The following is a 13,022-nucleotide window of genomic DNA, read 5'->3' as shown; positions in this document are numbered from 1 at the left end:
CAGGAGGATGAGCACATGCCGAAGAAGATTGATCCCGAGTTGCGGGCTCGAGCTGTGAGGTTGGTGATCGAGCACCGGCAGGAGTACCCGTCGATGACCGAGGCGATGGTCGCGGTGTCGAAGCAGCTGAACGTTTCGCGGGAGTCGGTACGGCGCTGGGTCGCCCAGGCGGACATCGACGCGGGCCGTCGGGAGGGGACCACGACGCAGGAGTCTGAGGAGATCAAGAAGTTGAGGGCCGAGAACCGGCGGTTGCGCGAGGACGTGGCCGTGCTGAAAGCGGCGACGACTTTCTTCGCGGGGGAACTCGACCCCCGCAACCGCTGATCATGGGATTCATCGACACCATGAGAAGCCAGGGCCACGCGGTCGAGTCGATCTGCCGGGTGCTGCGCGAGCAGGGCTGTCAGGTTGCCGCGCGGACCTACCGCAGCTGGAAGAGCGTCGGGCGGGCCGTAGCCACACGGACCGTCACCGACGCCCAGGTCATGGACGCGGTGCGCGATATCGCTTGGACCACCGACCAGCCGACCAGCACGGCCGCAGCAAGTTGACTCCGGAGGGGCTGTACGGGCGCCGGAAGATGAGCGCCTACATACGTCGCACCGTCATCGCCGACGCCTCGTTCGGGTCGGTGGATCGGGCGATGCGCACCCTTGGTCTGGTCGGCGTGCGGCGTGACAAAGGCGTTCGGACCACGATCCCGGCCAAGGACGGCATCCGGGCCGGTGACCTGCTCGATCGTGACTTCACCGCCGAGGCACCCAACCGGGTGTGGGTCACCGACTTCACGTATGTCAGGACGTGGGCGGGCTTCACCTATGTCGCGTTCATCGTCGATGTCTACGCCCAACGGATCGTGGCCTGGCACGCTGCGACGACCAAGCAGACCGATCTGGTGATGGTCCCGCTGCGGATGGCGATTTGGCAGCGCGGCCGTGAGGGACGCCTGGCGGATCCCGGCCAGTTGATCCACCACTCGGATGCCGGGTCGCAATACACGAGTCTGCGGCTGACGGAACATCTTGCCCTTGAGCAGATCCGCCCCTCGATCGGGTCGGTCGGCGATGCCTACGACTGCGAGCATCGTGACTGCGCCACCACCTGGGGTCTGACCCTTGCTTATGACCGGCCCTGCGGGTGCCCTCGCGTTGACGTGTCGGCCCCGGGTGGTGGCGTTCACCAGGCTGCTGGCCGGGTGGGCAGTGACCTGATAGGAGCCTGACTCGACCAGGGCCTCATCGCAGTCCTGTCCGCCCACTCCGGCCAGCTGAGCCATGGACAGCCCGCCCGGAAAGTGCGAGAGAGGATCCACAGCCCGATGCCCAGCATGCAGCTTCGGCGTGACGATGTCATCGTCGGCGTCGACACCCACAAGGACAACCACGTAGCGGTCGCGATCGACGGCTTTGGCGGCCGGCTCGGCGACATCGTCGTGCCCACCACCATCGCCGGGTTTGAGGAGCTCCTCGCCTTCTGTCTGGCCTTCGTCGGGTCGGCCGGTCGGCTGATCGGGTTCGGCGTCGAGGGCACCGGCTCCTACGGGGTCGGCTTGGCGCGCTACCTGCGCAACCACGGTCACGACGTCCACGAGATCGCCCGCCCAGCACGGGCCGCGGAACGTCGACTCGCAGGGAAGAACGACACCATCGATGCCGAGCACGCTGCACGCCAGCTCCTGGCTGGGCACGGGCTGTCGACACCCAAGACCGCCGACGGCGCGGTCGAAACGATCAGGCTGGTCAAGATCGCCTACGACGGTGCCGTTCAAGCGCGGACAACCGCGATGATCACGCTCAAGGCGACCCTCGCGACCGGGAGCGAGGCGTTGCGGGCGGAGCTGGAGACGCTCACCGACCACAAGCTGATCCTCGCGTGCGCGGCGCTGGAGGGTCCGACTCCACTGCCGCCCGTGCGCCGTGGCGCACCTGCCGTTGTTGTGCCGGGCGACCCGGATGTGGCGATGCGACACGTGCTGTCCTCGATGGCGAAGCGTTGGCTGGCGCTGCACGAGGAGGCCAAGGCTCACGCCGCATCAATGAAGGCACTCACTGCGGCCGCTGCGCCCCAGCTCGTCGAGGCCGTCGGCGTCGGCTACGACACTGCGGCACAGATGCTGATCACCGCCGGCGACAACGCCAACCGGATCAAGTCCGAGGCAGCGTTTGCCAAGATGTGTGGCGCGTGCCCGATCCCGGCTGGATCCGGCAAGACCAACAGCCGGCACCGTCTGTACCGCGGCGGGAACCGGCAGGCCAACGCCGCGCTGTATCGCGTGGTCATCGTGCGCATGCGCTGGCATCAGCCGACGATCGACTACGTGGCCCGTCGCACCGCCGAGGGCATGTCGAAGCGGGAGATCATCCGGTGCCTGAAGCGGTACCTCGCTCGCGAGCTCTTCCGCCTGCTGCCGGCCCCGGACGCCATCGCCAAGCCCGTTAATGGAGAGCTCGAAATCGCGGCCTGATCGACTTGACGATCTATAGGAGCATCAACGCGCTGATGGAGACGATCAACGGCTTGTACAAGGCCGAGTGCATCCGCACCACCGTCTTCCACGACGGGCCGTTCAAGAGCATCGCGGACGTCGAGTACGCCACCGCCGGCTGGGTCGACTGGTACAACGCCCGACGGCTCCACAGCTCGCTGGGCCACATCCCGCCCATCGAGTACGAGCACGCCCACTACGCTGCCCTCAACCCCGAGCCGCAGCCCGTATGAGAGCGGCAGAGAACCTGGGGCGCTTCACGTTGAACCGAGGTACATGCTCGCGCTCGTACTGCGGCCGTCTCCAGTTGGATGGTGGCATGCTCGAAGGAAACGGGAAAGTGCTCCTTCACGCACGAAGTGATCTGCTCCAGAATCTGTGGTGCGTGGCCCGACTCGAAGCACTCGTCGTCGATCACGACGTGCGCGGAGATGACGGGCAGGCCAGTGCCGATCGTGGAGGCGTGCAGGTCGTGGACCTCACGAACATGCTCCAGCTCAAGGATGTGTGTCCGCACGGCGTCCAGGTCGACGTCCTTCGGGGTGAACTCCATCAGCACCCGCACGGTCTCGCGTAAGAGCTTGTAAGCGCGGGGGAGGATCAAGGCCGCGATGAACAGCCCGGCGATGGTGTCCGCTCGTTGGAACCCCGTGGTGGCGATCACGATGGCGGCCACGATCACCCCGAGGGAACCCAAGGCGTCGTTGAGCACTTCGAGGAACGCCGCGCGCATGTTGAAGTTCGCGTCGCGGCTGGAGGACAGGACCACCATCGCAGCGATGTTCGCCGCGAGTCCGATGATGCCGAAGAGCAGCAGTTCCCTGGCTTGGACCTGCGTGGGCTCAACCAGTCGGCGGACCCCTTCGATGGCCGCGTAAGAACCCACCAGCAGCAGCAACACCGCTTGGCCTAGGGCAGCGACGATCTCGATTCGCGCGAAACCCCACGTGCGCTGGCTGCTGGGGGGCCGCAGCATCATGGTGGCCGCGATGACCGCGACCAGCAGGCCGGTGGAGTCCGATAGAGCGTGGGCGGTGTCCGTCAGGAGCGCCAGGCTGCCGGTGATGACGCTTCCGATCGCCTGCGCGATGACGATGAACGAGGTGATGCCAAAAGCAATCAGAAGGCGGTTGCGCAAGCCGCTGCCCGCTTGCCCATTTGCCGGGCCGTGGTGGTGGTCGGATCCCATCAGACCTCCTCGGTCGCAAGTTGGTCGTGGTCACGGTGCTCGCGCAGGGACAACGACGCGCCCGACGCTGCCAGTAGCGCATCCGCGCTTTCGAACAGGTCAGACAGTCGGGACGGATCGGTCAACGAGATCCACGACGCGCGGCCCTCGGTCCGCACCCTCACCAGCCCACAGTCCCGCAGGCACGCCAAGTGCTTGCTCACCGTCGACTGAGCAAGGTGCATGTGGTCGACCAGGTCACGGACCCGATGCTCCCCACTGGAGAGGTGCTTCAGGAGCGCCAAGCGCGTGGGCTCGGCCAAGGCATGGAACAAGGCAGCGCAGGCGTCAGACACTTCCATCGCAGCCGGACCTTCAGGCTGGCTATTGATCGTCATGAAGCGATGCTACCGCCATGGAGCGATCAGTTGGCATCCGTTGCTCGACTGGCCCACAAGTCAGTCTTCAATGTATGGTCACTGAATGCTGAATAGTGCTGCTCGACTGGACGTGCTCAATCGATTGGGTAGGGCGATGGCGGACCCGACTCGAGCGCGGATCTTGGTGTCGTTGTTGCAGGACGCGAGCTATCCGGCGCAGTTGGCCCGCGATCTCGATCTGAGCCGCACGAATGTCTCGAATCATCTCGCGTGCCTGCGTGGCTGCGGGATCGTGATCACCGCGCCGGAAGGCCGTCGGACCCGTTACGAGATCGCCGATGCGCATCTGACTCGGGCGTTGGAGTCGTTGATGGACGTGGTTTTGGCGGTCGACGACGGGGTCCCCTGCATGGACGCGAACTGTGACGTGCCGTTGTGTTGCGGGACTGCACCTGCGCTGGTTGCCGATGAGCAGAGGGTCTGACGATGAGTGATGTGTGCTGCGGAACGGACGGGCCCGTGACTGAGGATCTCGCGCCGTGGTGGCGTGATCAGGGCTTGGCACTGCCAGCCTCCGCTGGAGTGCTGTGGCTGACCGGACTGCTGCTGGAATTCGGCGGCGCCGAGGGCCTGAGCGTGCTGTCCTACGCGATCGGCTTGGCTGCGGGTGCCTGGACCTTTGCTCCGGCTGCCATCCGCCGCCTAGTCACGGGGCGTGGGCAGGGCCGGCTGGGTGTGGGCCTGCTGATGACGATCGCCGGTACGGGTGCCGTCCTGCTGGGGCACCTGGGCGAGGCAGCAGCTCTGGCCTTTCTGTTCTCGATCGCCGAGGCGCTTGAGGACCGCGCCATGGACCGGGCCCGTCACGGGCTGCGGGCGTTGTTGTCCCTGATCCCGGAAACCGCTGTCGTTTCACGAGCGGGAACGGACGAGCGGATCCCCGCCGAGCAGGTCCGGCGGGGCGATGTCCTTCTCGTCGGCGCTGGCGACCGGGTCAGCACGGACGGCGTCGTCGAGGCGGGTCACTCGTGGATGGACACCTCGGCAATCACCGGCGAGTCGATCCCCGTCGAAGTCGCGCCTGGCGACGAGATCGCGGCCGGATCGGTCAACACCTCGGGCACGTTGCGCATCACAGCAGTCGCCGACGGGCGCGACAACTCCCTGACCCAGATGGTCGAGCTCGTCGAGCAGGCTCACGCGGACAAGGGCGAGCGTGCGCGCCTGGCTGACCGCATCGCCCAACCACTCGTCCCATTGGTGCTGCTGGCCGCGGCTTTGATCGCGGCGTACGGGTTCGTCGTGGACGACCCAGAGACGTGGATCGAGCGTGCGCTGGTGGTGCTGGTCGCGGCCTCACCCTGCGCCTTGGCGATCGCGGTCCCGGTCACGGTGATCTCAGCGATTGGCTCGGCCAGCAAGTTCGGGGTGATCATCAAGTCCGGAGCAGCCTTCGAGCAACTCGGGACGATCCGCACGGTCGCCTTCGACAAAACAGGCACCCTGACTCGCAACGAGCCCCGGGTGGTGGCCACGCACGCGGCCAACGGTCACACCGACGCGGAGGTGCTCTCCTTGGCAGCGGCACTGGAGGCCACCAGCACCCACCCCCTGGCGGCGGCAGTGGTCGCTGCCTCACCAGATCATCCTGCGGCGAGCGACGTCCACGAGCACGCCGGACACGGCGTCACCGGGTTGGTGGACGGACTCCGGGTACGCGTTGGCAGCCCCCGCTGGGTCGCCCCGAACGACCTGAGCGGGCAGGCCGACGCCATGGCCACCCAAGGCATGAGCCTCATTGTGGTCGAGGTCAACGATCAAGCATGCGGCGTGATCGGCATCCGCGACGAGCTGCGCCCTGAAGCGGCCCAGGCCATCTCCGCCCTGCACCAGCAGGGGGTGTCCACCGTGATGCTCACCGGTGACAACACTCGCACTGCGCAGGCCATCGCCGGTGAAGCCGGCATCCGAGAGGTTCACGCGGAGACCCTGCCCCAGGACAAGGCCGACCACATCCGCGCCTTGATGGCCACGGCCCCGACGGCGATGATCGGCGACGGCATCAACGACGCGCCCGCGCTGGCCACGGCCACCGTCGGTATCGCGATGGGCGCCAGCGGTTCCGCCGCTGCAGTCGAGTCCGCAGACGTTGCCTTCACCGGCCACTGATCTGCGGCTGCTGCCACAAGCCCTCGCACATGCCCGCCGCGGACGAGCGATCATGACCCAAAACGTCGTCCTGTCCGTGGCCCTGATCGCGGTCCTCTTCCCGCTCGCTCTGTTCGGCGTGCTGGGTTTGGCCGCGGTCGTGCTGGTCCACGAGGTCGCCGAGGTCATCGTCATCGCCAACGGTTTGCGAGCTATCCGCACCCAGCGCCATTCCCAGCCTGAGGCCAGAAACGATGACTACTCTGCGCGCCAGCAGCGCCCTTCGATGATTGGAACCCGATGAGCAAGAGCCTGAAACTGTCCATGGCCATGATCGTGGCGGTCCTGGTGGCATTGGTCGCTGCGGTGACGTTCAGCCGGGCCAGCGAAGAAGCGGCACCCACGGGGTCCGGAAGCGGGGCGTCCGCGCCCTTGGTGCGCGATGACAGCCCCCGCCTGACCTCCGGCAAGAAGGCAGTGTTCGTGGAGTACCTCGACTTCGAGTGCGAGGCCTGCGGCGCAGCCCACCCCGTCATGACAGACCTGCGAGAGAAGTACGGCAACGACGTGACCTTCGTGGTGCGCTACCTCCCCCTCCACGGAAACTCGATGAACGCGGCACTGGCTGCCGAGGCCGCCCGTGAACAGGACAAGTTCGAGGAAATGCACGACAAGCTCTTCGAGACGCAGGCCGAGTGGAGCCACTCTGAGTCGTCCAAGGAGAAGACCTTCGAGGGATATGCCCAGGAGCTGGGGCTGGACATGAAGCAGTACCGCGCCAGCCTGAAGGACCCCGCCGCCGCGAAGCGCATCGAGCAGAGCACGAAGGACGCCCAGACACTGGGCGTCACCGGCACACCCACGTTCTTCCTCGACGGCAAAAAGATCGAGCCGACCACCATCGCCGACTTCGAGACCAAGCTTGATGCCGCAATCGAAGACTGAGCCGGCCGTCGTCACCCCGGCGACTGCGGTCAACGCACGTGGACTGGGCTGGCTGTACCTCGTCGGGGGCCTGGTCGGGCTGCTCTGCGCCGTCGTGCTGCTCGTGGAGAAGATCGAGCTGCTCAAGAACCCGGACTACGTCCCCTCCTGCAGCATCAACCCGATCCTGTCCTGCGGCTCGGTCATGGTCACCCCGCAGGCAGACGCCTTCGGTATCCCCAACCCGCTCATCGGAGTCGCCGGGTTCGCGGCCCTTGCCATGCTCGGAGCAGTCCTGGTCAGTGCCACGAGCCTTCCTGCATGGTTGTGGGTGGCGACCCAGGCGGCGGTAACCCTCGCGGTGACGTTCATCCACTGGCTGATCTTCCAGAGCCTGTACGTCATCGGCGCCCTGTGTCCCTACTGCATGATCGTGTGGGTCGTGACCATCGCCGTCTTCTGGCACACCACCATCCACACCCTCCAGCGTTGGCGAGCCACCACAGCTCGGCACGTTCCCGGGGTGGTAGCAATGCTCATCGAGTACCGCGCAGCAGCACTGACCGCCTGGTACCTCGTGATCATCGTGCTCATCGCTATCAGGTTCTGGGACTACTGGGTCACGCTCCTGTGATCACTGACCCGTGGACCGAATCGCCATCACGCCGAGAGGCCGAGCGGAATCCTCCAGCCGCTTCGGCACTGATGAACGACGACCCCGATACCTTTCCGCGCATCCACGTACGCGCGGCGACAACCTCAGGAGCATGAGACCCGAATGACCGCACGCTGTCCCTCCCGCCGAAGTCTCCTCGCCGCGGCCGGTGCTGTCGCTGCCACCGGTGGTCTCGCCGCGTGCTCCTCCTCCGGTGCCAAGGATGAGCAAGACCTCGGCTATCGATCCGGGGACGGCAGCGTGACCGCCTTCGACGAGACCCAGCGCGGCGAACCCGTCGAGCTCGCCGGTGAAACGCTTGACGGCCAGACGTGGGACAGCGCCGATCACCGCGGCCAGGTCGTCGTCGTCAACGTCTGGGCCAGCTGGTGCGGACCCTGCGCCAAAGAAGCCCCACACCTCGTGGCGCTGAACAAGGAGCTGAAGGGGGAGGACGTGGAGCTTGTCGGGATCAACTTCCGGGAGTCCTCCGTGGAGACCGGCAGATCACAAGCCAAGACGTGGGGCTTCACCTGGCCCTCGATCTACGACAAGTCCGGCGCCACCTCGATCGCCATGCAAGGCAAAATGACGACCCAGCCCTCCACCGCTGTCCTCGACCGCCAGGGTCGTATCGCTGCGGTTGTCCTCGGAGCGACCACGCAGTCGACCCTCCAAGGCTTGATCGAGGACACCCTCGCCGAGGAGGGCCGATGATCGTCGCGTTCACGACCGGGCTCAGTGACCAGGTCGCCAGTGGGGCTCTGCCTCTCGCGGCGCTCGTCGCGGCCCTCGCCGGGCTCGTCTCCTTCGCCACGCCCTGCGTGTTACCCCTCGTACCGGGCTACCTCGGCTACGTCACCGGCCTATCCGACGTAGCACTGGAGAAGCGCAGCCGCGGCCGGATGGTCGTGGGCGCGCTGCTGTTCATCCTCGGCTTCACCCTCGTTTTCGTTCTTGCCTCGATGTTCGTGGCCACCGCCGGCCGCGCGCTCGTTGAGCACCGAGAGCCGCTGATGCGCATCGGTGGCGTAGTGGTGATTCTCATGGCCCTTGTCTTCCTCGGCGCCGGTTCGCAGCGGACCTTCCGGCTGCCGATCAAGCCCGCCACTGGCCTGGCCGGGGCCCCTGTCCTCGGGGCCGTCTTCGGTCTGGGCTGGGCGCCCTGCATGGGCCCGACACTCGCCGCGGTCCTCGCGCTCAACCTCGCCAGCGACGCCTCGATCACCCGAGCTGTCGTTCTCGCCGTGGCCTACTGCCTCGGGCTCGGCCTGCCCTTCATCCTCATCGCCGCGGCCTACGAGCGCTGGGCGCCGGTCTCGTCGTGGCTGCAACGACACCAGCGCGCGATCCAGGTCGTCGGCGCAACCCTGCTGATCATCGTCGGGACACTCCTGCTCACCGGCGGCTGGGATGCGATCGTCCAGCGGCTGCAAACCAGACTTATCAGCGGCTGGGAAGTGCCCCTCTGATGTGAAGGAGCGTGGCCCACTGATGTCCGGTTCCGGGCCGTCCGTGATTGTGGGGTGATCATCGCCACTCGATGCGCCCATTCACGATGGGGATCATCCGAGCGCGGCTGCGCCACCGCATCAATTTCCCGCACTGCACTCTTGCAAGGACGAGCCTGGTATGGACGCGCCGTCCTCGACTCACGAGACGACCAGCGCGAAGTACTCCTGCCCCATCCCGATACTGACCATCCTCACGACGGAGTACCCGATCCACATGGCCACGAGGCCCAGTGCAAGTTTCGGGCTGACGACGTCGAGCAGTCGTTCCGGACGCCGCCGCCGCACGAGCGCGACCGCTGTGTACGCCACAATGCCGACCGCTACCGCCATGCCCGGCGGCCCGAACAGGTTGTACTCGAACGCCGTAGCGACGTCCCCGTGGGCCAGGTGGACCCAGGAGCGAGTCATCCCGCAGGCTGGACAGGGCAGCCCTGTCAGGATCCGAAACAGGCACGTCGTCGGTCCGGAGTCCACGGAGTACACGGGCCACAGACGCGCGATCACCAGCGCCGTCGCGCTGAGCGCCGCGAGCCCGAGCACGACGATGCGCGAAGCGAGTTGCACCCCCCGAGCGTGGTGCACCCGGCGTCGGTACGGGAACGTCGCACCGCTCATCGCACCGCGCGCCTGCTCGCGTCGATCCTTGTTCGCATCGCCAAGAGAATAGCATCGACGATCATCCAGATGCCCAAGCTTTCGCAGGTGATGAACGCGTCCCCACCTTGTTGACGCGATAGACGACGGCGAGTTCCTTGGACTTGTCTTCCGCGGTCCTCGTTGGCCTTGTGAGATCCCGTCACGGAGGCGATTACTGGCTCTTAGAGCAGCGACGGGCCGTCCAAGGCTGCCCACAGAAATCCTGCACCGATGCCGAGCCCCAGGCTCGCGGTGGCAGCGACAGCGGCGGTCGCCGCAGGCCAAGCCGCGACCTCGTCCGTTCGAGAAGTCTCCGGACAGGGTTGGGTCGGGGGTGCGAAAGCGGGGCCGAGCCAGCGCAGGTAGTAGAAGAGGCTGAGCAGACTGTTGATCATCACGATCAAGGCAAGCCATCCGTGTCCGCCGTCCCAGACGGCGGTGGCAGCGGCGAGCTTGCCGACGAACACGGCCGTGGGCGGGGTGCCGACCAAGCCCAGCAGGGCGACGAGCAGTGCCAGTGCGAGCCCGGGCCGGGTCCTGGCCAGCCCACGGTAGGTGTCCAGTTCGCGGTGATCGGGAAGCGTCGCAGTCACTGCGAAGGCGGCAACGTTGGTCAGGGCGTATGCGGCCAGGTAGAAAAGGAGCGAGGGCAGGGCAAGATCGCTGCGGCCGGCGGCGGCCACGGGCACGAGCAGGAACCCGACTTGGGAGACCGTCGACCAGCCCAGCAGTCGGCGAGGATCGCGCTGCCAGTAGGCGGCCAGATTGCCCAGGAACATCGATGCCGTGGCCAGCACCGCCACGACGACCAGCCAGGACTCGTTCCCGGCAGAGACCATGGCCATGAGCCGGTAAACGGCCACCAGCGCTCCGATCTTGGGCACGGTGGTGAGGAAGGTCGCGGCGGTCACACCGGCACCTTGTGCGGCGTCGGGGATCCAGAAGTGGACGGGCGCTCCGCCGGCCTTGAACAGCAGCCCGGTGAGCACGCACAGCACGCCCGCGCCCACGGCTGCGGCCGGGGCGCCAGGTAGTTCGTCTTTGAGCTGGGCGTAGTCGGTGGCGCCGGTCAGGGCGTAGAGGAGGGTGACCCCGAGCATGAGCAGGATCCCGGACAGCGCGCCCATGAGGTAAGTCTTCATGGCGGCCTCGGCCCCGGAGCGACCGCCGGTCAGGCCCACGATCCCGTACAGGGGGATGCTGGCCAGCAGGAATCCGACGATGAGCACGAGCAGGTCGGTGGCCGCGGCCAGAACCATGACCCCGGTGGTGGCGAAGAGCAGCAGGGCGTAGGTGTCGGACTCGCGCGGGGAGTTGGCGATCTCTCCGGAGGCCACGCCCAGGACCAGCAGGGTGGCCAACGCGGCGATCACCCGGGCGGCGCTGGTGGCGGTGTCCGCGGCGAAGGTTCCCGAGAATGCGGTTTGCGCGGGCCCGGCCATGGCCATGGCCGCCGCGGTCGCGGCAGCCAGTAGCGCCAGGGCGGCCACGGCGCGGGCGATCCACTGCCGGTGTCTGGGCAGGAACGAGCCGCCCAGCAGGACAATCAGGCCACCGAGGAAGGTGATGATCTCTGGGAGCAACAGTTCGGGGCGCATCTGCATCGAGGCGTCCACGGTTACCTGCCGACCAGGTCGACGAGGGCGGCCGAGGCCGGCTCGATCACCCCGAGCAGCACCTGCGGTAGCACCCCGATGAGCAGGGACAGGGCCAGCAGTGGGCCGATCGACCACAGCTCTCGACCGTGCAGGTCCGCGAACCCGGGTGACTGGCCCTGCGTGGGGCCGGTGAAGACTCGCTGCAGCGCCAGCAGGAACAGGGTGGCAGTGAGCAGGATGCCCGGCAGAGCGATCGCGGTGACCGGGGCGACGGCGATGCTGCCGGCAAAGATCTGGAACTCAGCGATGAACCCGGAGAACCCGGGCAGGCCCAGTGAGGCGAAGGCCGCGATCGCGAACAGTGCCGCGAAACGCGGCGCGGGTGTAGCCAGGCCACCGTAGGCACCCATGTCGTAGGTGCCGGCGCGGGTGCGCATCACCCCGGCCAGGAGGAAGAGCGCGGCAGTGATCAGCCCGTGGCTGATCATCTGCACAACCGCGCCGGTGACTGCCACGGATCGGGCCTGGGCGGTGTCACCGGCGATGAGGCCGACCGCGCCCAGGGCCAGGACGATGTAGCCCATGTGGTTCACGGAGGTGTAGGCGATCATGCGTTTGAGGTTGGTCTGGGCCAGTGCCACGAATGCTCCATACAGCACCGAGACGATGCCGACCACCACGATCACCCAGGCCCATGCCCGCCACGCCTCGGGCAGGATCGGCATGGCGATGCGCACGAAGCCATAGGTGCCCATCTTCAGCAGCACCCCAGCCAGCACCGCCGAACCGGTGGCCGGGGCGTCGGTGTGGGCGGGGGGCAGCCAGGTATGGAAGGGCACGGTGGGGGTCTTCACGGCCAGACCCACCAGGATCGCCGCCAGCACCAGTCCTCCGGCCAGCGGGCTGTCCTCCAGCGGGGCGGCCGCGACGAGCTCGGGGATGTCGAAGGTGTGTGGGTCCGAGGCCACGTACAGGCCGATGAAGCCCAGCAGGAGGGCGAGGGACCCCAGGAAGGTGTAGAGGAAGAACTTCAGTGCCGAACGGGCGGCATTCCCGTGACCCCACCCAGCGATGACGAAGTACATGCCCACGATGGACAGATCGAAGAAGACGAAGAACACGATGAGGTCGGCAGCCACGAACACCCCGAGACTTACGGCCTGCAGGAACAGGAAGAGAGCCGTCTGCGCACGGGGCCGCTCACCGTCCCGAAGAGCGAAGACGGCACACGCCAGGAAGATGACCGCCGTCATGGCCACCAGCGGCAACGAGAGCCCGTCCACGCCGACGTGGTAGCTGCTGCCGACCCCCGGGATCCACGGCACCTGCTCCTCGAACGCCAACCCGTTCGGCCCCGGATCCTCATACCCGGCCCAGAGGACGCCGACGAGCACCAGGTCCACGGCGCTGACCGCGACCCACACCCACCGCGCAGCCGCGGCGCCGAGCGAGGGAACCGTAGCCACGACTACGGCGACGACCAGGGGAAGGAAGACGATCAGACTCAGCAT

General features: G+C 66.9%; 11 protein-coding genes and 3 pseudogenes. 9 read left to right on the top strand and 5 right to left on the bottom strand.

Features of this window, described 5'->3' with window-relative positions; all coding sequences use genetic code 11:
• Nucleotides 1-15 precede the first annotated feature (15 nt).
• The 3 genes and pseudogenes from JT1_RS17915 to JT1_RS11740 all read left to right on the top strand — a co-directional run.
• A pseudogene (locus JT1_RS17915) lies at nucleotides 16-1,078 on the top strand (IS3 family transposase); the annotation flags it as partial.
• A gap of 243 nt (nucleotides 1,079-1,321) precedes the next feature.
• A complete protein-coding gene (locus JT1_RS11745) occupies nucleotides 1,322-2,467 on the top strand; it encodes an IS110 family RNA-guided transposase (protein WP_068326595.1) in 1,146 nt (381 codons plus the stop codon).
• Between the two features lie 26 nt (nucleotides 2,468-2,493).
• Nucleotides 2,494-2,721 (top strand): annotated as a pseudogene (locus JT1_RS11740) (integrase core domain-containing protein); the annotation flags it as partial.
• Here JT1_RS11740 and JT1_RS11735 read toward each other — a convergent pair.
• On the bottom strand, nucleotides 2,685-3,677 hold the full coding sequence (locus JT1_RS11735; protein ID WP_082807638.1) for a cation diffusion facilitator family transporter: 993 nt from the start codon (nucleotides 3,675-3,677) through the stop codon (nucleotides 2,685-2,687). The pseudogene JT1_RS11740 and the gene JT1_RS11735 sit on opposite strands and share 37 nt — an antisense overlap.
• The gene (locus JT1_RS11730) at nucleotides 3,677-4,054 is read right to left on the bottom strand and encodes an ArsR/SmtB family transcription factor (RefSeq protein ID WP_068326588.1); all 378 of its coding nucleotides are present in this window, start codon (nucleotides 4,052-4,054) and stop codon (nucleotides 3,677-3,679) included. The genes JT1_RS11735 and JT1_RS11730 overlap by 1 nt, the downstream gene beginning before the upstream one ends.
• 85 nt (nucleotides 4,055-4,139) lie before the next feature.
• Between JT1_RS11730 and cmtR the strand changes: the two genes are divergently transcribed.
• The 6 genes and pseudogenes from cmtR to JT1_RS11700 all read left to right on the top strand — a co-directional run bounded on the left by cmtR (nucleotide 4,140) and on the right by JT1_RS11700 (nucleotide 9,235).
• Nucleotides 4,140-4,520: a Cd(II)/Pb(II)-sensing metalloregulatory transcriptional regulator CmtR gene (gene cmtR / locus JT1_RS11725; RefSeq protein ID WP_068326586.1), complete on the top strand. Its 381-nt coding sequence runs from the start codon at nucleotides 4,140-4,142 to the stop codon at nucleotides 4,518-4,520.
• A 2-nt stretch (nucleotides 4,521-4,522) separates the two neighbouring features.
• A pseudogene (locus JT1_RS11720) lies at nucleotides 4,523-6,488 on the top strand (heavy metal translocating P-type ATPase).
• Entirely contained in the window at nucleotides 6,485-7,129 is a 645-nt protein-coding gene (locus tag JT1_RS11715; RefSeq protein WP_068326583.1) for a DsbA family protein, read from the top strand. The pseudogene JT1_RS11720 and the gene JT1_RS11715 overlap by 4 nt, the downstream one beginning before the upstream one ends.
• Nucleotides 7,110-7,742 carry a vitamin K epoxide reductase family protein gene (locus JT1_RS11710; RefSeq protein ID WP_068326580.1) on the top strand — a complete coding sequence of 211 codons (633 nt, stop codon included), beginning with the start codon at nucleotides 7,110-7,112 and terminating at the stop codon, nucleotides 7,740-7,742. The genes JT1_RS11715 and JT1_RS11710 overlap by 20 nt, the downstream gene beginning before the upstream one ends.
• 282 nt (nucleotides 7,743-8,024) lie before the next feature.
• Nucleotides 8,025-8,480 (top strand): TlpA disulfide reductase family protein, encoded by a 456-nt coding sequence (locus tag JT1_RS11705; RefSeq protein ID WP_068326577.1) that lies wholly within the window; start codon nucleotides 8,025-8,027, stop codon nucleotides 8,478-8,480.
• Nucleotides 8,477-9,235, top strand: a complete 759-nt coding sequence (locus JT1_RS11700; protein WP_068326574.1) for a cytochrome c biogenesis CcdA family protein — start codon at nucleotides 8,477-8,479, stop codon at nucleotides 9,233-9,235. The genes JT1_RS11705 and JT1_RS11700 overlap by 4 nt, the downstream gene beginning before the upstream one ends.
• Before the next feature lie 180 nt (nucleotides 9,236-9,415).
• Here JT1_RS11700 and JT1_RS11695 read toward each other — a convergent pair whose 3' ends face one another.
• The 3 genes from JT1_RS11695 to JT1_RS11685 form a co-directional block, all read right to left on the bottom strand.
• Nucleotides 9,416-9,841, bottom strand: a complete 426-nt coding sequence (locus JT1_RS11695) for a DUF2752 domain-containing protein (protein ID WP_169701967.1) — start codon at nucleotides 9,839-9,841, stop codon at nucleotides 9,416-9,418.
• Nucleotides 9,842-10,095: 254 nt separating this feature from the next.
• On the bottom strand, nucleotides 10,096-11,529 hold the full coding sequence (locus JT1_RS11690) for an NADH-quinone oxidoreductase subunit N (protein ID WP_218005598.1): 1,434 nt from the start codon (nucleotides 11,527-11,529) through the stop codon (nucleotides 10,096-10,098).
• 2 nt (nucleotides 11,530-11,531) lie between these two features.
• Nucleotides 11,532-13,022, bottom strand: coding sequence for a complex I subunit 4 family protein (locus tag JT1_RS11685; RefSeq protein WP_068326558.1), 1,491 nt, complete (start codon nucleotides 13,020-13,022; stop codon nucleotides 11,532-11,534).

Source organism: Janibacter terrae NBRC 107853 (assembly GCF_001591405.1).
Taxonomy (GTDB): domain Bacteria; phylum Actinomycetota; class Actinomycetes; order Actinomycetales; family Dermatophilaceae; genus Janibacter; species Janibacter terrae.
The sequence above is the reverse complement of the archived record's forward strand: the minus strand, read 5'-3'. Positions and strand labels throughout refer to the sequence as shown.

What these genes read in the sequence shown, in the direction of transcription:
- JT1_RS11735 (WP_082807638.1), bottom strand. Translation starts at nt 3,677, where the DNA reads ATGGGATCCGACCACCACCACGGCCCGGCAAATGGGCAAGCGGGCAGC.
- JT1_RS11715 (WP_068326583.1), top strand. Translation starts at nt 6,485, where the DNA reads ATGAGCAAGAGCCTGAAACTGTCCATGGCCATGATCGTGGCGGTCCTG.
- JT1_RS11685 (WP_068326558.1), bottom strand. Translation starts at nt 13,022, where the DNA reads ATGCTGAGTCTGATCGTCTTCCTTCCCCTGGTCGTCGCCGTAGTCGTG.
- JT1_RS11730 (WP_068326588.1), bottom strand. Translation starts at nt 4,054, where the DNA reads ATGACGATCAATAGCCAGCCTGAAGGTCCGGCTGCGATGGAAGTGTCT.
- JT1_RS11710 (WP_068326580.1), top strand. Translation starts at nt 7,110, where the DNA reads ATGCCGCAATCGAAGACTGAGCCGGCCGTCGTCACCCCGGCGACTGCG.
- JT1_RS11745 (WP_068326595.1), top strand. Translation starts at nt 1,322, where the DNA reads ATGCCCAGCATGCAGCTTCGGCGTGACGATGTCATCGTCGGCGTCGAC.
- cmtR (WP_068326586.1), top strand. Translation starts at nt 4,140, where the DNA reads ATGCTGAATAGTGCTGCTCGACTGGACGTGCTCAATCGATTGGGTAGG.
- JT1_RS11700 (WP_068326574.1), top strand. Translation starts at nt 8,477, where the DNA reads ATGATCGTCGCGTTCACGACCGGGCTCAGTGACCAGGTCGCCAGTGGG.